Source organism: Actinomadura sp. HBU206391 (assembly GCF_014323665.1).
Lineage (GTDB): Bacteria > Actinomycetota > Actinomycetes > Streptosporangiales > Streptosporangiaceae > Actinomadura_C.
The window spans coordinates 1-19573 of record NZ_JABVEB010000063.1 but is presented as its reverse complement, the minus strand read 5'-3'; the positions used below and the strand labels follow the sequence as shown (position 1 = coordinate 19573).

The 19573-nt window shown below is 69.3% G+C and carries 20 protein-coding genes; 7 read left to right on the top strand and 13 right to left on the bottom strand.

Going from position 1 to position 19573, the window contains the following annotated elements:
• Positions 1–2 precede the first annotated feature (2 nt).
• Complete coding sequence (locus HKK72_RS19650) at positions 3–770, bottom strand: DUF2470 domain-containing protein (protein WP_222720897.1); 768 nt, start codon at positions 768–770, stop codon at positions 3–5.
• A gap of 57 nt (positions 771–827) precedes the next feature.
• Between HKK72_RS19650 and rpsD the strand changes: the two genes are divergently transcribed.
• Entirely contained in the window at positions 828–1433 is a 606-nt protein-coding gene (gene rpsD / locus HKK72_RS19645; protein ID WP_187235848.1) for a 30S ribosomal protein S4, read from the top strand.
• 141 nt (positions 1434–1574) lie between these two features.
• Positions 1575–2459, top strand: a complete 885-nt coding sequence (locus tag HKK72_RS19640) for a TauD/TfdA dioxygenase family protein (protein ID WP_187235847.1) — start codon at positions 1575–1577, stop codon at positions 2457–2459.
• Between the two features lie 36 nt (positions 2460–2495).
• Here the strand turns inward: HKK72_RS19640 and HKK72_RS19635 are convergent, their stop codons facing one another.
• Genes HKK72_RS19635 through HKK72_RS19595 form a run of 9 tightly spaced genes read right to left on the bottom strand, consistent with a single transcriptional unit; the run spans position 2496 to position 11969 of the window.
• The gene (locus HKK72_RS19635; RefSeq protein WP_187235846.1) at positions 2496–3602 is read right to left on the bottom strand and encodes a hypothetical protein; all 1107 of its coding nucleotides are present in this window, start codon (positions 3600–3602) and stop codon (positions 2496–2498) included.
• A 25-nt stretch (positions 3603–3627) separates the two neighbouring features.
• The gene (locus HKK72_RS19630; RefSeq protein ID WP_187235845.1) at positions 3628–4917 is read right to left on the bottom strand and encodes an MCE family protein; all 1290 of its coding nucleotides are present in this window, start codon (positions 4915–4917) and stop codon (positions 3628–3630) included.
• Positions 4914–6104: an MCE family protein gene (locus HKK72_RS19625; RefSeq protein WP_187235844.1), complete on the bottom strand. Its 1191-nt coding sequence runs from the start codon at positions 6102–6104 to the stop codon at positions 4914–4916. Before HKK72_RS19625 ends, HKK72_RS19630 begins: the two co-directional genes overlap by 4 nt.
• The gene (locus HKK72_RS19620) at positions 6101–7141 is read right to left on the bottom strand and encodes an MCE family protein (protein WP_187235843.1); all 1041 of its coding nucleotides are present in this window, start codon (positions 7139–7141) and stop codon (positions 6101–6103) included. The genes HKK72_RS19625 and HKK72_RS19620 overlap by 4 nt, the downstream gene beginning before the upstream one ends.
• Positions 7138–8193, bottom strand: coding sequence for an MCE family protein (locus tag HKK72_RS19615; protein WP_187235842.1), 1056 nt, complete (start codon positions 8191–8193; stop codon positions 7138–7140). The genes HKK72_RS19620 and HKK72_RS19615 overlap by 4 nt, the downstream gene beginning before the upstream one ends.
• On the bottom strand, positions 8193–9269 hold the full coding sequence (locus HKK72_RS19610; RefSeq protein ID WP_187235841.1) for an MCE family protein: 1077 nt from the start codon (positions 9267–9269) through the stop codon (positions 8193–8195). The genes HKK72_RS19615 and HKK72_RS19610 overlap by 1 nt, the downstream gene beginning before the upstream one ends.
• Positions 9266–10315: an MlaD family protein gene (locus tag HKK72_RS19605; protein ID WP_187235840.1), complete on the bottom strand. Its 1050-nt coding sequence runs from the start codon at positions 10313–10315 to the stop codon at positions 9266–9268. Before HKK72_RS19605 ends, HKK72_RS19610 begins: the two co-directional genes overlap by 4 nt.
• Positions 10312–11166 (bottom strand): ABC transporter permease, encoded by an 855-nt coding sequence (locus tag HKK72_RS19600; RefSeq protein ID WP_187235839.1) that lies wholly within the window; start codon positions 11164–11166, stop codon positions 10312–10314. Before HKK72_RS19600 ends, HKK72_RS19605 begins: the two co-directional genes overlap by 4 nt.
• The gene (locus tag HKK72_RS19595) at positions 11166–11969 is read right to left on the bottom strand and encodes an MlaE family ABC transporter permease (RefSeq protein WP_187235838.1); all 804 of its coding nucleotides are present in this window, start codon (positions 11967–11969) and stop codon (positions 11166–11168) included. Before HKK72_RS19595 ends, HKK72_RS19600 begins: the two co-directional genes overlap by 1 nt.
• 222 nt (positions 11970–12191) lie before the next feature.
• Here HKK72_RS19595 and HKK72_RS19590 point away from each other — a divergent pair, with 222 nt between their 5' ends.
• From HKK72_RS19590 to HKK72_RS19580, 3 genes are all read left to right on the top strand, one after another.
• Positions 12192–12707 carry a MarR family winged helix-turn-helix transcriptional regulator gene (locus HKK72_RS19590; protein ID WP_315987342.1) on the top strand — a complete coding sequence of 172 codons (516 nt, stop codon included), beginning with the start codon at positions 12192–12194 and terminating at the stop codon, positions 12705–12707.
• Positions 12708–13065: 358 nt separating this feature from the next.
• Positions 13066–13671 carry a lytic transglycosylase domain-containing protein gene (locus tag HKK72_RS41135; protein WP_187235837.1) on the top strand — a complete coding sequence of 202 codons (606 nt, stop codon included), beginning with the start codon at positions 13066–13068 and terminating at the stop codon, positions 13669–13671.
• A 188-nt stretch (positions 13672–13859) separates the two neighbouring features.
• A complete protein-coding gene (locus HKK72_RS19580) occupies positions 13860–14504 on the top strand; it encodes a TetR/AcrR family transcriptional regulator (RefSeq protein WP_187235836.1) in 645 nt (214 codons plus the stop codon).
• A gap of 31 nt (positions 14505–14535) precedes the next feature.
• Here the strand turns inward: HKK72_RS19580 and HKK72_RS19575 are convergent, their stop codons facing one another.
• The gene (locus HKK72_RS19575) at positions 14536–15993 is read right to left on the bottom strand and encodes a flavin-containing monooxygenase (RefSeq protein ID WP_187235835.1); all 1458 of its coding nucleotides are present in this window, start codon (positions 15991–15993) and stop codon (positions 14536–14538) included.
• Positions 15994–16083: 90 nt separating this feature from the next.
• Between HKK72_RS19575 and HKK72_RS19570 the strand changes: the two genes are divergently transcribed.
• A complete protein-coding gene (locus tag HKK72_RS19570; protein ID WP_315987341.1) occupies positions 16084–16704 on the top strand; it encodes a helix-turn-helix domain-containing protein in 621 nt (206 codons plus the stop codon).
• Here the strand turns inward: HKK72_RS19570 and HKK72_RS19565 are convergent.
• A complete protein-coding gene (locus HKK72_RS19565) occupies positions 16658–17338 on the bottom strand; it encodes a TetR/AcrR family transcriptional regulator (protein WP_315987340.1) in 681 nt (226 codons plus the stop codon). The two genes, HKK72_RS19570 and HKK72_RS19565, sit on opposite strands and share 47 nt — an antisense overlap.
• A 136-nt stretch (positions 17339–17474) precedes the next feature.
• On the opposite strand from HKK72_RS19565, the gene HKK72_RS19560 reads away from it, so the two are divergent.
• On the top strand, positions 17475–18590 hold the full coding sequence (locus HKK72_RS19560) for a ferritin-like domain-containing protein (RefSeq protein ID WP_315987339.1): 1116 nt from the start codon (positions 17475–17477) through the stop codon (positions 18588–18590).
• Positions 18591–18594: 4 nt separating this feature from the next.
• Here HKK72_RS19560 and HKK72_RS19555 read toward each other — a convergent pair whose 3' ends face one another.
• Entirely contained in the window at positions 18595–19290 is a 696-nt protein-coding gene (locus HKK72_RS19555) for a 4'-phosphopantetheinyl transferase family protein (RefSeq protein ID WP_187235833.1), read from the bottom strand.
• Positions 19291–19573: the final 283 nt, after the last annotated feature.

Below are 19573 nucleotides of genomic sequence, written 5' to 3'. Positions count from 1 at the left end.
TCTCACCCGCGAAGGTCTGAGCCCACCGCGAGCAGCCGGCGGTAGGCCCGGCGCAGGCCGGGCAGATCGGCGACCGGCCCGGGGAACTCCACCCGCACGTCGAAGGGCTCCGGTACGGCGCCGTCGGGGCCGGTCGCGGGCAGGCAGCGCAGCCACATCCCGTGGCGGTCCAGGCCGAGCGGCCGTACGGCCGGGGCGGGTACGCCCGGGACGAGGCGGCCCCGGAGCAGGGCGGCGAGCTCGCCGGGATGACAGGCGTCCAGGTGGGCGAGCATGCCACCCTCCACGGCGACGAACGGGTCGGGGCGCGCGGCGGCGTACTCCTCCGGCTGGACGGTGCCGTCGCTCCACCCGTCTGAGATCTCGACCTCCCCGACCTCCAGCGCCAGCACGGTCCAGGCCGGCGCGGGCTCGGCCAGGTCCAGCAGCTCCGGGCAGGGGTGCAGCCCGGCCAGCAGCAGCGCCGCGGCGCGGCGCTCCTCGCGGGGCAGCTCGGTGAGCCAGCCGTGCAGCCACACCTGGCCGCGTATCCGATCGGCCAGCGGGAGCGGGGCCACATCCGAGATCCGCAGCGTCGCCGGCAGGTCGAACTCACCGGACAAAGCCGACACTATGCCCGATTCGGCGGGTATGAGGAGCAATGACCGTCCGGCGTCATCGGTGACGTGCGCAGCCACGGGGCTGTACTGCACTCCGGGGGCCACGAGGCCGCCCCCGGCGACTCCATAGGCGATGGTCCGCGCCCGCTCCGCTGCCGTCGGTCGACCCACGATCACTTCTTAGGTTAGGCTTACCTAAATTGCCACCTTAACGATACGAGGAACGTCATGAACAGGTCCCGTCCCAAAGTGCGGCTGTCCCGCGCGCTCGGCATTCCCCTGACGCCCAAGTGCGTGTCCTACTTCGAGCGCCGCCCGTACCCTCCGGGCGTGCACGGCCGGAGGCGCAAGCAGGAGTCGGACTACAAGGTCCGGCTGCGCGAGAAGCAGCGGCTGCGGGCGCAGTACAACATTCGCGAGGCACAGATGCGCAACGCCTTCGCCCGGGCGACCAAGCAGACCGGCAAGACCGGCGAGGCATTGATCGCGGATCTGGAGTCCCGCCTCGACGCGCTCGTGCTGCGCTCCGGCTTCGCACGCACGATCTATCAGGCCAGGCAGTTCGTCGTGCACCGCCACGTTCTCGTGAACGGCCGCCGGGTGGACAGGCCCTCGTACCGGCTGCGGCCCGGCGACGTCATCACCATCGCCGAGCGGAGCCGCGAGATGGCGCCGTTCCAAGTGGCGGCCACGGGCGCGTACGCCGAACAGCACCCGCCCTACCTGGACGTGCGGCCCGAGGCGCTCGCCGCCCGGTTGACCAGGGTGCCCGAGCGCTCCGAGGTGCCGATCATCTGCGACGAACAACTGGTCGTGGAGTACTACTCCCGCTGAGCCGGCCGGCACGGCGTCATGGACCGTCGCACCGCCTCCCGGTCCTGACATCCAGGCGATCCCGAGGCTGGACAGACCGCCACCTCGATCGGTTACTGTCAACCTAGCGATTGCTTGTTTTCGCCGTAGACGGAGGCTCCCGTGATCGAATTCAAGCCCGTGACCCGCCACATCGGGGCCGAGGTCACCGGGGTGGACCTGGCCAAGCCCCTGGACGAGGAGCAGATCGCGATGGTCCGGCAGGGTCTGCTGGACCATCTCGTCCTGTTCTTCCGCGACCAGCACATCAGCGACGAAGAGCACGTCCGCTTCGCCAAGCTGTTCGGGACGGCGAACCTGCCGCCCATGGACACCTCGGGCAGCGCCGTGCACATCCTCGACCAGACCGATCCCAAGGGCGAGGGCGGCGACCAGTGGCACAGCGACAACACCTTCATGAAGACCCCGCCGATGGGATCGCTGCTGCGCGCCGTGATGCTGCCCGACGTGGGCGGCGACACCAACTGGGCCAACATGTACCTCGCGTACGAGTCGCTGCACCCCTCGATCCAACGGCTCTGTGACGAGCTGTACGCCGAGCACGATCTGACCATGTCGGTGTCGAAGGCGATCGTGAAGGGCCACCGGATGGACCTTCGGGCCATGCAGGACAAGAACCCGCCCGCCGTCCACCCCGTGGTCCGTATCCACCCCGAGACCGGCCGCAAGGCGCTGTTCGTGAACCGCAGCTCGGTCACCCGGCTCGTGGGCCTGTCCAACCGCGAGAACGAGGCCGTGCTGCCGCTGCTGTACGACGCCGTACGATCGCCGGACTTCCAGGTCCGGCTCAACTGGCGGGTGGGAACCCTGGCCTTCTGGGACAACCGGCCCACGCAGCACTACGCGGTCGCCGACTACACCCAGCGCCGCAAGATGCACCGCGTCACGATCAACGCCCCCGCCGACATCGATGACGGCATCCCGAAGGGCCCCAACGGCACGGGAGCCGACGCCCCGGAGGAGTCCGCCGCCGCCCGTTACCTCTGAGCCTCCGAGACCGGCGGCGCGGCCGCGGGCGCGGGCCTAGTCGTTCTTCGGGGCCTTGGACTCTTCGCCTGCGCTGGGCGAGGGGCTCGCGCCGTCGCCGGTGAGGCCCGGCAACTGCCCCGCGCCGCTCGGAGCGGCTCCGTCGGCGTCGCCGGAGGCCTTCTGCTCGGTGACCTTCCAGCCGCCGCTCTCCTTGGACAGGGAGAGCCGCAGCAAGGTGTTGGACGCGTCGTTCGCGCCCTGAGGCGTCTGCAGCCGGATGTCCAGCAGGATCACCGCGGTCGCGAGCTTGCCGTTGACGTCTCCGACGTAGACGCTCTTGATCTTCGACGTCATGGAGACCTCCGGGTTCTTGGTGAAGAACGCCGGGAGGTTGGCCGCGGTCGTCTGCCGGTAGTTGGTGAGCAGGTCACCGCCGATGAGCGCCAGGTTGCGGTCGATCGAGGCCTGCGCCGTGCCCGGCGTGTAGGAGAAGACCACGTTGCCGTACTCCCCCGCCACCTTGGCGACGTCCCGGCGCTCGGCCTCGGCCGCTGAGCGGGTCTCGGCCGCGCGCCACTGCCAGGCGACCAGCGCCGCCAGCGCAGCGATCAGTCCTACGACGAGAACGGTGGTGAGCCGAGGGGAGCCGATCGCGGCGCGCGGGGCGGCAAGCCTGTTCCGGGCGTGTTCGCGGCGTTCCGCCCGTTCCCTGCGGAGCGCGCGGTCGCCGGGGGAGTCGCCCGAGTCCGTCGAATCCGTGGACTCCCCCGTGTCCGTGGACTCCCCGGCGCCGGTGTCGGTGGACTCGTCCGTGTCCGTGTCCGTGTCCGTGTCGGTGGACTCGTCCGTGTCCGTGTCCGTGTCGGTGGACTCGTCCGTGTCCGTGGCCTCGTCCGTGTCCGTCGCACGGGGGGAGGCCTTGCGGGACGGTTCCGCCTCGTCCAGTGCGTCGAGCACGTCGTCGAGATCCTCGTCGAGGTCCCCGTCGTCGATCACTTCGATGACCCGCACCCGCCGGACCCGCTTCTTCACCGCGGGGCGCGCCGCGGAGTCGGCCTTGGCGTCCACGTCAACGTCCGTGTCCGAGCCCTCGGTCCCGGCAGCGGCGGTCTCGTCGAGGTCCTCGCCGGCGGCCTGCCGCTTGGTGCTCTTCGAGGTCACGTGGATCTCCTTGGGGGGTGGGTCGTCACGGTCTGCGGCGCCGTCTCGGCAGCAGCGGGAGCGCGCCCGCCATGACCTTGATCAACACCAGCAGCGCGAGCAGCGGAGGAACGTACACTAGCCAAGCCGGTGGCCCGGCGGGAGTCTCCGAGGCGGCGTTCTTCACCGGATCCACGGCGTCTGCGGGCTGGGTGACCTTCCGGGCAGCGGCCGCCTGCGAATACGCCGAGGGATCATCCTTCGCCGGAGGCCGCTGCTTCACCAGACCCGGGCTACGGCCGTCCCGGCACGCGGGGATCTTCGCGACCTTGGGCTGCGGGAGCGGGCTCTTGTACTCCACCGCCGCCGTCTGCTTGGTCGTGATGACGAAGACGACGTTGAGCACGGCCTGGCCCTGGTCGGTGCCGAGCACGCCGTTGAGCGCCTCCACCAGGTCCGGCGCCAGGGCGAGGGTGCGCTTGAGGTCTTGGAGGGCCGCCGGGGTCAGCAGCCGCGGCAGCGTGGTGCCGAGCGTGTCGATGGCGCAGTAGTAGTCCGCCTCGGACTTGCCGAAGAGCCGGTTGACCCGGTCCACGAGCCCGGGTCCCCGGTCGCGGAGCCGGGTGAGCTCGGTCCGCACGTCCCGCAGCGCGGCGCTCAGGGTCGCGAGGTCGTCGATGCCCTCGCCGAGCTCCCCCCGGTGCCGCGCGACGGTGTGCGTGATCGCGGTGAGGTCCTTGGTCAGGCCGTCGATCAACTCGGAGTTGTCGGCGAACGTGTTCGTGAGCTGGTCGCCGCCGTCGATGAGCTCGCGCAGCGACTCCGACCGCCCGTCCCAGCCCACGGACAGCTCGTGCACCAGCGTGCCGGCGTCCTCGGGGTCGATGGCGCTCAGCGCCCTGTTCACCGCGCCGAAGAGCTCGCCGTAGGTCTGCGGCACCGAGGTGCGCGACATCGGGATGACGGCCCCCGGTTCCAGGGCGGGCGCCCTGCCCTGCCCGGCCGCGGGGGTGAGCTCGATGTAGGGCTCGCCCACCGCCGACTTCCGGTTCGCCGCCGCGGACACGTTCCGCGGGATCTCGACGCCTCGGTCGATGTCGAGACGGGCCACGACCTTGTGGCTCTCCAGCTTCACTGAGTTGATCTTGCCGACGCGTACGCCCAGGTAGGCGACCTCGAAACCCGGATGCAGGCCGGGTGAGGAGGAGAACTCGGCAGTGAGCCGGTAGGGCCGTTCGATGAAGTCGAACTTCACCACGTTCTGGAGCGCCCAGAACACCAGGACGGCGCCGAGCGTGGCGAAGGCGGCGAGGTTGATCAGGATCCGCCGGTTCATCCGCCGCTCCCGAGAAGGTCGTCGAGGTTCGGCAGTACGTCTCTGATGCCCCTGGGCACGTCCTTCGGCGGGGACGGGGGCGTGTTGCCCGGCGCGGGCAGCGGGAGCGGGACCTCACCCCCGGTGCGCCCCGTTCCGCCGGTCGATCCGGTGGCGGGCGGGCTGCCCGGGATCGCCCGCCCGTTCGGGAGGACCAGCCGGAGCAGCGGATAGAGCAGCAACTGGCCGTCGTACACCGCTCTGGGCAGCTTGGCCTCGAACGTCACGACATTGTCGAGCAGTGCGGTGAGCTCGGCTCGGCTGTCGCCGAGCGTCTTCAGCACCGGATCGAGCTGACGCAGTGTGGTACGCAGCCGCAGGATGCGGCCCTCGAGGACCTTGTCGTTCATGAGCCGGGCCAGCCTGGTCAGCTCCCGGATGGTGCGCAGGGCCTTGTCCTTGTTCTGCACCAGCGCCCAGGTGGTCTTCTCCAGTTGCTCCGGGGCATCGGCGAACTCGTCCTCGCCCTTGGCCAGCGACCGGCCGAGCCGGGCGAACTGGTCGATCGCCACCCCGAGCTCCTCGCGCTGGTCGGCGAACAGGGCCAGCAGCCGGCTCGACTTGCCGACCATGGAGTTGAGCTGCTCTCCCTTGCCCGCGAAAGCGGTGGCGCCCGCGTTCACCACGGTGGACAGGTCGTTGTTGGCGAGGGCGTTGATGAGCGGGCCGGCCTGACCGACGACCTGCTCGAACGACGGCTGCACCCTCGTCTTCGCGATCTTCGCGCCGTCGGCGAGGAACGGGCCCCTGGAGACGTCGCCGCCCGGGGGGAGGGTGAGCCGCACGAAGTTCTCGCCGAGCAGAGAGGTGACGGCTATCTCGGCGGACGTGCCGCGCGGGATCCGCACCCCGTCCTTGATGGACATCGTGACCTTGGCCCGATAGCCCTCCAGCCGTACGTCGGTGACCGTCCCCACCTTGACGTCGGCCAGCTGCACGCTGTGGCCGGTGACCAGATTCTGTACGTCGTCGAAGGTGGCGGTCAGGGTGAGCCGGCCCTGCGGCCCTCCGGCGGTCCGGATCGAGCAGCCGCACAGCAGCGCGATGACCATGGTCAGGGCGGTGATGGCGACCGCCGGGACGGTGCCTGATGCCGGGACGGTGCCTGAGGTACGGAGCGGCCGGGCCGTCCGCGACGCGCGGGTCATCGGTCCCCCTGCCACGGGCAGTTGCTGTTGGGTGGAGGAAGCGGGCAGCCGTCCAGCAGACCGCCGCTGAGCCCCTGCAGCCAGGTGCGCAGGAAGGCGTCCGTGGGGAAGCGCAGCACCAGCGACTTGCTCGCAGGGTCGTAGGCGTTGATGAACGCCTCGCTGACGCCGGGCAGCGCCTTGAACATCAAGGCGAGCTGCCTGCTCTGACCCTGCAGCGTGAGGGCGACCCGGGTCAGGACGGCCAGGTCACCGGGGAGCTGCCCCTCGTACTTCGTGAGGATCTCGCTGCCCTGGTTGGCCAGCTGCAGCAGCCCCCTGATGAGCTGCTGGAGCTCCTGCCGTTCGGCCGCGAACACCTTGGTGGCGGTCGAGAAGCCGCTGATCATCGATCCCAGCGTCTGCTCGTGGCCGCGAACGGTGCCGGCCAGCCGGCTCAGGTTGCGGGCGACCTCCAGCAGTTGCCGGTCCTGACCGGCCAGGTTGGCGGTGAGCCGGGCGGACTGCTGGAGCGCGGAGTTGAACTCCGTCCCGTTGCCGCGGAAGGAGTCCGCGGCGTCGCCGACCGAGCCCCTCACCTTCGTGGGGTCGAGGGCGTTGGCCAGGTTGGTGAACGCCTTGAGCGCGTCGTCGGTCTCGACCGGCAGTGTCGTGCGTTCCTGCGGGATGACCGTGCCGTCGTCGGCCAGGGGCATGCCGGGCCGCCATGGCGGTGACAGCACGAGGTTGCGCTCGCCGACGAGGTTCAGGGGAACGATGGCCGCGTTGACGTCGCGCGGGACGGGGACGTCCTCGCGCACGGTGAAGTCGACCCTGATGCGGCCGCCGTCGATGCGGACCTTCTCGACCGTGCCGACGTCGATGCCCATGATCTTGACCTTGGACTGCTCGTAGAACGAGGTCGTCCGGGCGAAGTACACGGTCATGTGCTTGCCCGGAGGGCTCTTCAGCCCGGTGCACCCGGTGAGCCCGGCCGCCGCCGAGACGGCGATCGAGGCCACCGCCGCGGTGACGGCGAACGCGCGCGATCTGGTCATCCGTCACCTCCGGGGGCCTTCGGCTGCGAGACGGGACCGGGTGGCTGGATCGGCCCGAGGCCGGTGAGCAGCCCCTCGATCCAGCGGCCCTCGCCCTTGGAATTGGCGACCTGCCGGAACGTCGGGCCCAGCAGTGCCAGGTCCTCGTTGAGGGCGTCCATGTTGGGCGCGAGCCGCTGCGTGAGCAGGTGCACGTCGCCGAGGATGGAGTTGATCTCTTTGCTGTGCTCGGTGATGACCTGCGACAGAGTCCGCACGATGCGGTTGCCCTCGCCGATCGTCCTGGCGAGCTCGTTTCTGCGCTTGACGAGTTCGTCGAGCAGCGTCTTGCTCGCATTGATGATCCGGACCAGCTCGGCGTCCTTGGCCGCCAGCGTTCCCGTGATCTTCTTGCTATTGGCGATCAGCTGCCGGATCTCCGGGTTGCGGTCGTTGAGCGTCGTCGCGAGCGTGTCGAAGTTGCGGAGCATCTGGCCCAGCTTCTCCCGCGTCGGGATCTTGATCTTGGCGGTCTCGTCGAGGAGCTTGTCGACCGCCTTCTGGTCGAGCCCGCCGGCGATGCGCGTCGCCGTGTTGAGGGAGTCGGTGATGGTGAAAGGCACGCTGGTGCGCTCGAGCGGGACTCGGCGCCGGGCCGATGGCAGGTCGGCGAGGTAGGGGGCCCCGACCGGGCCGGACAGCTTGACGTACCGGCCGCCGAGCAACGTGGCGGTCTGCACGTCCGCCCTGGTCGTGCGGCCGAGCCGTACGTCACGGGCGACGGTCCAGGCGATGATCACGTTGCCCCTGCCGAAGTCGGCCTCGACCGACGTGACCCTGCCCACCTTGACCCCTGCGACCCTGACGTCGTCGCCCTTCCTCAGCCCGCCGGTGTCGCTGAACACCCCGCTCATCTCATAGCCGCGTTCGAACAGCCGGAGCTGCCCGGCGGCGAAGGCGAAGACGCACGAGCCGGTGATGACGGCGACCGAGACGACGGCGACCACCCGCCGGTTGACGTCGCGCAGGGACGGCAGGCGCGGGCGTGGCCGGATCCTCCGTCGCCGGACCATCAGCGACCTCCCCGCAGCATGGATTCCAGCTTCTTGATGTCGCTCGGCGCCGGATCGGCGTTCGCCGGCTGCCCCGGCAGCGTCATCGGGAACGGGCAGGGGCCCTGGACGACGTTGATGCACAGCGCGGTCGTGCGCATGAAATGGCCGCCGTTGAAGGTCTGGAACAGCGCCCGCATCGCCGGCGGCAACTGCTGGACGACCTTCTCCAGCTTCTTGATGTTGATGCGTGCGGTGGCGGTGAACGCCGACAGGCTGCGCACCACGCGGCCCAGTTGTTCCTCGTTGCCGCCGAGCACCGCGTTGAGGTTGGTGGTGACGCCGGAGATCTGCACCACTGCATCGTCGAGGAGCCGGGTGTTACCGGCGAAGAACTCCGTCAGCTTGGCGAGGTTGTCGACGCTCTGCGCGATCTGCCGGTCCCTCCGGGCCAGCACACCGCTCACCGTGTTGTAGTCCTTCACCATCTGGCTGATGGTCCGGCTGCGCGCCGCGAAGGTCTGGGTGAGCCCGTCCAGGTTGGTGATGAGCAGGTTGATGTCGGCGGAATTGCCGTCGAGCGTCTTGGCGAACGCGTTGAGCAGCTGGTTGAGCTGGTCCGGATCGAGATTGCGGGTCAGCGGCCCGAGCCCGTTGACTATCTCGCTGAGGTCGACCACCGAGCGGGTGCGCGTCACGCGCGCCCCCGGGGCGAGCATGGCCCGGCTGCGGCCCGGCTCCAGATAGATCATGCGCTGGCCGATCATGTTGCGCCAGCGAATCGACATGACGGAGTCGCTCGGCAGCCGTACCTCCTCGTCCACCTCGACCGTGACCTCGGCCCTGCCGTCCTTCACCCGGACGCCCGACACGCGGCCGACCTGAGTGCCCGCCACCTTGACCAGGTCGCCCTCCAGCAGCCCGGTCACGTCGTCGAACGTGCCGACGAGCCGGTAGCGGTCGTCGAAACCGGTGCCTGTGATCTGCGCGGCGATGAACAGCGTCAGCAGCCCCGTCACCGCCGCGAACACGGTGAAGCGCACCAGTGCCCCGCGGGCCGGCCCGTGCCGGCCGCCGCCCCGGCCCGGGCGGCTCATCGCCGGCCTCCGGTCCCGGAGGCCGGGCCGATGGGCAGCTCACAGAGATCGACCAGGGTCTTGCAGAGGTCGAGCGGCAGGCGCGTGACCACTTGGGCCAGCAGCTTGCCGTTCGGCCCGGGGACCCGGACGATCGTCGCCAACGTGCCGAAATAAGCGGTGAGCCCGTTGATCAGGACCGGCATGTTCCTGAGCTCGGAGTGCACCGCCTCGATGGCCCGGCCACCGGTGTCGAGCAGCGCGCCGAGTTGGTCGCCCTGGACCTCCAGGTTGCGGCTGACGGAGTCGGCGAGCCGCGCGGAGCCGTCGAGCAACTGATCGATCTTGTCGGGCCGGTCGGTCAGCACCGGTGACACGTCGCCCAAGTCCCGGGTGATGCCGACGAGCGTGTCGCCACGGCCGCCGAAGGTGGCGCCGAGTCCCTCGACGTCGGCCAGCAGCAGTCGGATCTGGGCGCGGTTGCCGTAGGCCTGGTCGAGCAGCTTGTCGCCGTTGCCGATGGTGCGGCGCAGCTGCGGCCCCTTGCCGCGCAGACCCTCGGCGAAGGTGTGCACGATGGCGGACAGCTCCTGCGGGTCGATCGCGGCGGTCAGCTTGTACGCCGGCCAGGCCACGTCGGCGAGCTCCTGCGGGTCCTTGGTCCTGGTGATCGGCGCGCCGTCGCTCAGGTACGGCCCGGCGCCCTCGCCCGGCCCGAGGTCCAAGACGATGTCCTTGGGCCCGAACACCGACACCGGCTCGATCCCCGCGACGGTGGTCCTCGGGACGCGGATGCCCTTCTCGACCCGGATCCGCACGTTCGCCCGGCCCCGGCCGTCCAGCGAGACCGATTCGACGCCGCCGACCGTGATGCCGCGTACCTTCACGTCGGAGCGCTCGTCGAGGCCCTGACCTGCGCGTCCGAACGCGGCGGTGTAGTAGGTGCCGGAGTGCGACGGCGTCACGCCCCTGACGGCCGCGAAGGCGCCGAGAGCGATGACGCCCGCGCCGACTGCGCCGAACACGGCGCGCGACCGGCGTGACAGCGACTGGTCGATGGAGTTCATCCGGTCAGCCTCACCGTTCCGCCGTCACCCCAGAAGATGTACGACAGGAGCAGGTTGAGCAGCACGATCGCGACCATCGACTCCCGGATCGCCCGGCCGGTGGCGACGCCCACACCCACCGGGCCGCCGACGGCGTAGTAACCGCGATAGCAGTGGATGAACACGATGACGAAGGCGAACACCGCCACCTTGAGGACGCTGTAGAAGACGTCGATCGGCGGCAGGTACAGATGGAAGTAGTAGTCGTAGACCCCCGGGGACAGCCCGAAGAACTCGGTGGTGATGAACCGGGTGGCGAAGAAGCTGGCGAACAGCGACAGCAGATAGAGCGGCACCAGGGTGACCACGGCCGCCGCGATGCGGGTGCAGACGAGAAAGGCCAGCGAGTTGATCCCCATGACGTCGAGGGCGTCGATCTCCTCGGAGATGCGCATCGCGCCGAGCTCGGCGGTGAAGGCCGAGCCGACCTGGGCGATGAGGGCCACGCCGGCGATGATGGGCGTGACCTCCCGGACGTTGGCGAAGCTGGCGACCAGCCCGGTGAAGGACTCGACGCCGAGCCGCTGGAGCCCCGGATAACCCTGCATGCCGACCTGCAGGCCGGTGAAGAACGACATGGAGAAGATCACGAACACCATGCCGCCGCCGACCACGATGGCGCCGACGCCGATCGTGATGTCACTGATCTGCCTGAGGACGGTCTTCCCGTACTTGCGCCGCAGGAGGAGATCGAACAGCAGGTGGTAGAGAACGCGGCCCAGGAACACCGGCAGGTTGACCGATCCGGCCACCAGGGCCGCACGTTCCTGGATCACCCTGCCGAGCCGGCGGGCGGGCGCGATCGCGACCATCAGATCCTCGGGGGGACGAGAGCGTAGTAGAGCATGCTGATCACGTAGTTGGCGGCGAAGACGAGGATGGACGCCACGACCGCCGACCGGTTGACCGCGCGACCCACCCCGACCGGGCCGTAGTCGCAGTTCATGCCCATGTAGCACGCGACCGCGGCGGCGATGAATCCGAAGATCCATGCCTTGAAGAGGGTGACGAGCAGGTCCGACAGCTGGAGCAGCGAGGCCGCTCCGTCGAAGTAGGCGCCGGGGCTCACTCCCTGGTTGATGACGTTGAAGTAGTAGCCGCCCGCGACCCCGGACAGCACGATGAGCGAGCACAAAAGGACGCCGACCGTGCTGGCCGCCCACAGCCGGGGCGTGACCAGGCGGTGCACCGGGTTGACGGCCATGACCTCCATGGCGGCGAGTTCGTCCCGGATGTGTCGGGCGCCCATGTCCGCGGTCATCGCCGATCCGGCGGCGCCGGTGATGAGCAGGGCCGCCGCGAGCGGCGCCACCTCCCGTACCAGTGCCGTGACGACGGCGGCCCCGGTGGCCGACTGCGCGCCGATCTGCCGGGCGATCTCGCCCACCTGCAGGGAGATGGTGGCGCCGAGCGGCAGTGCGATGAGGAGCACCGGAAGGCTCGTCACCCGGGCGATGAACCAGCACTGCTCGACGTACTCGCCCCACCAGCGGCGGATGTCCCAGGTGCGCCGCAGCCCCTCCAGGAGAGTGATGAACAGCAGCCCGGTCTGGTCGAGCGCGGACCCGGCCCTCCGGACGGCCGCTCGGGGTGCCTTGTCGAGGCTCAGGACCATCGGGTGGGGCCCTCACCGGGAACGGCGATAAGGATCATCCCAGCCTCCTTCGTCCGTAGACGTTGGCGCCTTCCGGTCACGACCGGCGATCCGCTGCGCGACCTGGCACGGCACCGCCGAGTCGCATCGATCACACCCGGATGTGATCTAGAGCACTCTAAGCGAATAAAGTCTAAGAAGCGAGTACTTACTTCACTGTTTGTTGAAAGATACGATCTGTCCGTGCACACACCCACACGAGGAAGCGCAGACCCGCTGGTCACCGGCGCCCTGGACCGATGGGACGGGCAGGGGCTCGCCGGTGAGCCCTGGCCGTTCATGGCCCTCTGCTCGATCAGCAGGCTCCATCAGCTCCTCGCGAAGGCGCTGGACGCGGAGCTGAAGCGGTTCCGCATCGGCCGGACCGGTTATTTCCTGCTCACCACGCTGGCTCTGATCACCGGCGGCAGCGCCCAGCTCGGCGCGCTGAGCCGGCTGATGATGGTGCACCCGACCACGGTCAAGCTCCTGATCGACCAGCTCGAGGCCGAGGAACTGGTCACCCGCCGGCCGCACGACCACGACCGCCGCACGACCCTCGTCGAGATCACCGATCGGGGCAGGGAGTGCGTCCAGCGGGCCAACGAGGCGCTCACCCACGCCGAGACGGTTCCGCTGGACCGGTTGAACGGGCTCTACCAGGATCTCTTCGCGGCGTTGCAGCCCATCCGCGAGGCCGTCGGGGACACCGACCTCTAGCCGTCCCCACGGGACGCCCGGGGCTCCTGTGACACCGGTGCATACCGGCTCGACGGCCGCCCGTCTGCCGATTTACTCAAACGAGATTGTTCAAAACCGAGCGAACGACCACCAACGTGGTGCAATCTACGTGTTCATGCGGGAACAGGAGCAGGGCACGCGCACGCGCTCACGCACGCGGTCCAGACCAGAACCGCAACGCGGATCGCGAGGGCGCCGGCCGCCGCCGCAGCGGCGGCCGCCTCGGCAGAAGGCGTCGGCCCGGTCGGAGCGACGGGACCGGCGCGATCGCCGGCCACAACGCGAGTACGGCGAGCACGGGCTCGTCCGCCGGTTCCTCACCCATACGGTGACGATCATGTCGCTGGTCACCGCGGCGCTCGTGGCGGCGGTGATCTATTTCAGCCCGGGCGGCGGAAAGCCACCGCCCGGTGCCGAAGACATCTCCGCCAACGAGCTGGTCGCGATGATGACCAGGTCGGAGATGTCGCCGGTCGAGGCGGAGGCCGTCGCCAACGCCAAGAAGCGGGCGCACGAAGAGCAGGTGCGGGCCGAGCGCATCGCCAAGGAGAAGGCGAAGCGCGACGCCAAGGTCAGGGCACAGCAGCAGGCGCGTGCCCGCGCGTCGCGCTCGGCGGCGGCGCTGGCCAAGCTCGACACCAGTCCCGCGCGGAACCGGGCCCTCGGCAAGCAGATGAACGCACTCAAGGGCTGGTCGGGCTGCTGGTCGTCGCTGGAGACGATGTGGACCCGCGAGAGCGGCTGGAACGAACGTGCCGACAATCCCACCAGTGACGCCTACGGCATTCCGCAGTCACTGCCCGGGTCCAAGATGGCCTCGGCCGGGCCGAACTGGCAGACCAACGCGGCGACCCAGATCGCGTGGGGGCTCGGGTACATCAAGGCGCGGTACGGAGACCCCTGTAAGGCCTGGGGGTTCTGGCAGGCCAATCACTGGTACTGAGCCGCTCACCGGCACCGAATGGCCCGCGGCACCGGAGGCCGCTGCGCGTGCGGGAAGGGACTTAGCGAGCACGGGAGGGGCGGCGCCGATATCGCGTTGACGACCCTGAATCGGCACGTCGGGTCCCGGTTCGCACTTTGGACTAGTAATCTGACCCTCTAGTCACACATCCCACAGAAAGCTGATTCATGCCGACATCGACGTGGTTCCGGCTTAATGTCGCGAAGCGTGAGCGGATCCTCAACGCGGCGATGCGGGAATTCGGCGAGCACGGCTTCTCCACCGGCAGCCTGAACGCGATCGCCCGCGAGGCCGAGATCGCCAAGGGTTCTCTGTTCCAGTACTTCACCGACAAGCAGGAATTCTTCGCCTACGTGTGCGACGAGGCCTCCCGCCGCATGCGGGAGGCGATGGAACGCCGGGTGGCGGCTCTCGACTTCGACCAGTCCTTCGAGGAATGGCTGGTCGACGTCTTCTGCGAGTGGACCGAGCACATCGCCGAACATCCACTGGAGCGCGCCATCACGGCCGCCAGCTTCTTCGAGCTGGACAACACCGTGCGCGGGCTGGTCCGTGAGACCACCAACCAGCACTATCTGCTGACCATCGACCCGTTGATCGCCATGTGGTCCGAACGCGGCGAGATCAGGCCGGACGCCGACATCCAGGTGATCTCCACTCTCGCCGTCATGCTCTTCCAGCATGTCGCGCTCGCCCCCTACTACGACGGGCTCGACCCCGTGCTGGGCCTGCACGGCCGCACCGTTGAGGAGCAGCGTCCGGTCATCCGGCAGCTCGTCGCCGGGCTGAGGCCGCTCTTCTACGCCGACTGAGGCCGCGTGGGGCGAGCCGGAGGCCCGGCCGTCAGCGGGTCACCGTGTAGTCCGCGGGGTCGGGTCTGCGGGTGCCGGCCCAGTACTCGAAACTGAAGCCCGGCCACAGGGTGCGGTTCACACCGTTCTCGTCGAGGTACCAGCTCCGGCAGCCGCCCTGGCTCCAGACCGCCCGCCGCAGCCGGCGCTGCACGCGATCGTTGAACCGGCGTACGGCCGGGCCCCTCACCTCGATGGCGCGCCCCTTGGCGGCCGACAGAAGCCGCAGGCAGCCGAGGATGTGCTGGATCTGCGTCTCGATCATGAAGATGATGGAGTTGTGGCCGAGCCCCGTGTTCGGGCCGCTGAGCAGGAAGAGGTTCGGGAAGCCCGGGACCGTGACGCCGTGGTGGGCCTCGATGCCATCCGCCCATGCCTCCTGGATCTTGAGCCCGTTCCGGCCGGTGATCCGCTGCCCGGTGAGCGCGTCCGCGACCTTGAAGCCGGTCCCGTAGACGATCACGTCGACCTCGTGGACCGAGCCGCTCGCGGTGACGATTCCGGTCTCGGTCACCTCGGCGATCTCGTCGGTGACCAGATCGACGTTGGGCCTGGTCAGCGCCGGATAGTAGTCGGAGGACAGCAAGATGCGCTTGCATCCGATCGTGTAGTCCGGGGTCACCTTGGCGCGCAGCTCCGGATCGCGGATCTGGCGGGCGAGGTGGTCCAGGGCGACCTTCTTCATGGCCCCAGAGAGCCGGGGGTCGACGGTGAACCCGACCGATCGCGCCTCGAGTACCCAGTAGATGGCGGTCCGGAACGCCCGGGCCGCGCCCGGTAGTGCGAGCGCCCGGCGCATCGGGGTGGAGAACCGGATGTCGGGTCTCGGCTGGATCCACGGGGCCGTCCGCTGGAAGACGTGCAGCCGCGCGGCCTTCTCGGCCAGCGGTGGCACGAACTGGATCGCCGAGGCGCCGGTTCCGATGACCGCGACCCGCTTGCCCTCGAGGTCGAGGGAGTGGTCCCACTCGGCCGAGTGGAAGGCCGCTCCGGCGAACCGCTCCAGACCTGGGATGTCGGGATAGGACGGGATGTGGAGTCCACCGATGCCGGCGATGACCGCCTTGGGGGTGTAGCGCGAGCCGTCGGCCACCGTCACCTCCCAGTGCCCGGCGGAGTCGTCCCACTCCATGGCGTCGACCGCGCTGCCATAGCGCAGGTGCTCCGCCAGGCCGTGCTTGGCGACGCAGCGGCGCATGTAGGCCCAGATCTCCTCCTGCGGCGCGAACATCCGGGACCAGCCGGGGTTGAGTTCGAAGGAGAAGGAGTACATGTGCGAAGGCACGTCGCACGCACAGCCGGGGTAGGTGTTGTCCCGCCAGGTCCCGCCCACGTCCGCGTTCTTCTCGAGGATCACGAAATCGTGGAAGCCGGCCTTCTTCAGTTGGATCGCCATGCCGAGACCGGCGAATCCCGAGCCGACGATGACGATCGACGGATCGTCGCCCATGCCCTCAACCCCTCGTGTCGCACGGCATCTACTCCAAGTAAGCTACCAGGAGTAGGTTACCGGTGGTAGGCATAGAGATATGGTTCACACGTGAGCAGGCCGACCCAGAGCAGGCGCCCCCGGATGCCGCGCCCCGAGCGCGAGCGGCAGATGCTGGACATCGCCGAAGAGGTGTTCGCCGAGCAGGGCTACCGCGCCGCGTCGATGGACGACATCGCCGAGCGGGTCGGGGTCTCCAAGCCGATGTTGTACGAGTACTTCGGCTCCAAGGACGGACTGCTGTCGGCCTGCGTGGCCCGCATCCGCACCGATCTCTACGAGGCCACCCAGGAGGCGATGGCGGGCGCCGCCTCGCCCGAGGACGTTCTCTGGCGGGGACTGCTGGCCTACTTCACCTTCATGGACCGCCACAACCGGGCCCTGGCCGTCATCGCCCAGCAGCCGATGTTGATCCCGGCCGCCGCGGCGGACGCCATCGAGGCCACCCGCCGCCAGCAGAGCGGCCTGACCGCCACGCTGCTCGCCGCCTTCGCGCCCGACGCCTCACCGCGCGCGGTCGAGGCGTACGCCGAGATCATCATCGGTGCGTGCGAGCGGGTGTCGATCTGGCAGGCACGCCACCCGGAAGTGACGCCCGAGGAGGCCGCCCGCCATGTGATGGACTTCAGCTGGCGGGGGCTGCGCGACGCGGCAGCGAGTCCAGGGCCGTGATCAACAGGTCCAGGCCGAACTCGAAGTCGGTCTCGGCGTCATGCCGCAGCAGGGCGGGATGCAACGCGACGACATGCGGGAACCGCTCGGCGTCCAGCTCCCGGAGTTGTCGCGCCGGGTCCTCGGGCAGGTAGTCGAGCATCTTGGCGGCGCCGACCTCGCGCATCTGCGCGCCCATCGCGTACGCGAGCAGCGCGCGCATGATGCGGACCGAGGTCTCGCCGTCGAAGCCGGCGTCGTCGGCGATGGCCAGGGCGTGCTCGATCGGCCGCAGGCCGACCGGCGCGTTGATCCTGCGGGTGAGCACGATCGTGACGCACCGCGGGAAGTCGTGGGCGACCTTGCGGTAGGCCCGGACCAGCATGCGGGCGCGCTCGGTCCAGTGCGCCCCCGGCGGGTCGGCGACGCTCATGCCTCCGATGATGTACTCCGCGATGCCGTCGAGCAGGTCGGCCTTGCTGCGTACGTGGTTGTACAGCGACATCACCGCCACGCCCAGGTCGGCGGCGAGCGCGCGCATGGACAGCGCGTCGGCGCCATCGCGTTCGATCAGGTCGACCGCGGCGCCGACGATGCGGTCGCGGGACAGCCCGGCGCGTACGGCGTCGCCGCCAGGACGCTGACTCTTCGACACCTGGCCGCCTCTTTCCGCAGCTCCGCGCGTGCCCGTTGGCACCATGCCCGTTGACACCTCCGCGCCGCGCGTGGCACGGTACGTACATCGTACGCCTTACGTACGATGTACGTCCTTGATCGGCTGAGGAGTGACCGTGTCGACTCACGACCTCTACATCCGACCCGTCGAGGCCCCCGGCCAGGATGTCCCGATGACCGGCGCAGCGCGCTTCACCTGGGAGTACGACGACGGCCGTGCCCGCCTGCTGGCCCTCTATCAGAAGGGCAAGGACAAGCAGTGGGACGCGGCCGAGCGCATCGACTGGGACCTCGAGGTCGACCCGTACAACGTCCTGGGCACGCCGGACGAGGCCATGGCCATCCACGGCACGAAGTACTGGGACATGATGAGCGCGGACGAGCGCTCCGACCTGCGCCGGCATTTCGCGAGCTGGCAGTTCTCCCAGTTCATGCACGGCGAGCAGGGCGCGATGATCACCGCGGCCCGCATCGTCGAGTCGGTGCCGGACCTGGACTCCAAGTTCTACTCGGCCACCCAGACGATGGACGAGGCGCGGCACACCGAGATCTTCTCCAGGTTCCTGCAGGAGAAGATCGGCATGGTGTATCCGATCAACGGCAAACTGCAGGATCTGCTGAACGAGACGCTGAGCGACTCACGCTGGGACATGCCCTACCTCGGCATGCAGGTGCTGATCGAAGGTCTGGCCCTGGCGGCCTTCGGCGTGTGCCGGGACGTGACCACCAAGCCGCTCCCCCGCCAGATCCTGGCCTACGTCATGCAGGACGAGGCGCGGCATGTCGCCTTCGGCCGGATGGCGCTGCGCGACTACTACAAGCAGCTGTCCAGCGCCGAACTCGCCGAGCGCGAGGAGTTCGTCATCGAGGGCTGCTACCTCATGCGAGACCGCATCCGCGGCTTCGAGGTGTGGGAGAACTTCGGGATCGATCCGAAGGAGGTCCGCGAGTTCGTCGAGCAGTCGGCCTTCCACCAGATGTACCGGAGCCTGCTGTTCAGCCGGATCGTCCCGTGCGTCAAGGACATCGGGCTGTGGAGCGACCGGATCAGGCAGACCTATGACGACATGGGTGTGCTGGACATGTCCAAATCCGATCTCGAGGCGCTGATGCGCCACGACGAGGAGCTCGCCGACCAGCTCGACGCGCAGCGCTTCGCCGCCGAGGAGGCCGACCGCAAGGCCGAGGTCGACACGGTCGTCGCGGCCGAGGCCGAGGCCGCCGCCTCCTGACGGCTCAGCTGAGCAGGTCCGCGGCCGACAGCTCCCGTACGGTGGCGTGTGGTTGATCGATCAGGGCCAGGCAGGCGACATGCCCCGGGCCGGGGTCGAGCGCGTGCAGGCCGATCCGGGCTGCGAGCCCGGGCCGCCCGGCCCAGGCCAGCAACCGCGGGGCCTCCCCAGGGGCCGACACCCGCAGATCGGTCAGCGGTGCCCGGAGGCCGTCGCCGGTGGCCTTGACGATCGACTCCTTCCGGGTCCAGTAGGCCAGCAGGCCCCGCTGCCGCTCCCCCTCCGCGAGCCCGCGCAGGTCCGCGAGCTCGGCGGGGCCGAGCACCTGCTCCTCGATGTCGCCGGTCGTGATCGCCCGGCTCTCTACGTCGACGCCGACGGGCCCACCGCCCGTCACCGCGAGCGCGACCCGGTCACCGGAATGCGACACCGAGACACGCGGCCCGTCGCCGTCGACCCGGGGAGCGCCGTGGGGCGCGCCGCAGTCCGGGCAGGTGCGGATCAGCGGCACGCGCTCGGGCGGCACCCCGAGCCGCGCCCCGCAGGCCAGCCGGGTCAGGGCCACTCCGATCGTGAACCGGTCCCGGTCCTCCTCCCGCAGATAGAGCTCGCGGCGACCCCGCTCGACCGGATCGAGCAACCCGGCATGCCAGGGCCGCACATCGGTGAGAGCCGCCCACCACACCTCCGCCGTCGCCATGTCCGGAATTATGCCCACACTCGCCGCCGGCGCCGGGACGGGCGGGGCGGCGGTTCACCGGAGCCGTCGCCGAACCGCGTCATCCGATACCACACTCGGCGCCTTTAGCGCGCACTCCATTATCAGTAAGGTTTCTATACGGAAAGTTCTTTCCCGGATGGGCACTTGACAAGCCGTCCGACGACGCCGGCGTGATTACGGGGCTTTCCGTCGATTCAACGCGACCCGCGCCCATGGCCGCCAGGGGCGGGCTTAACGCGCTTCTGGGAGTGGCGGGAATATT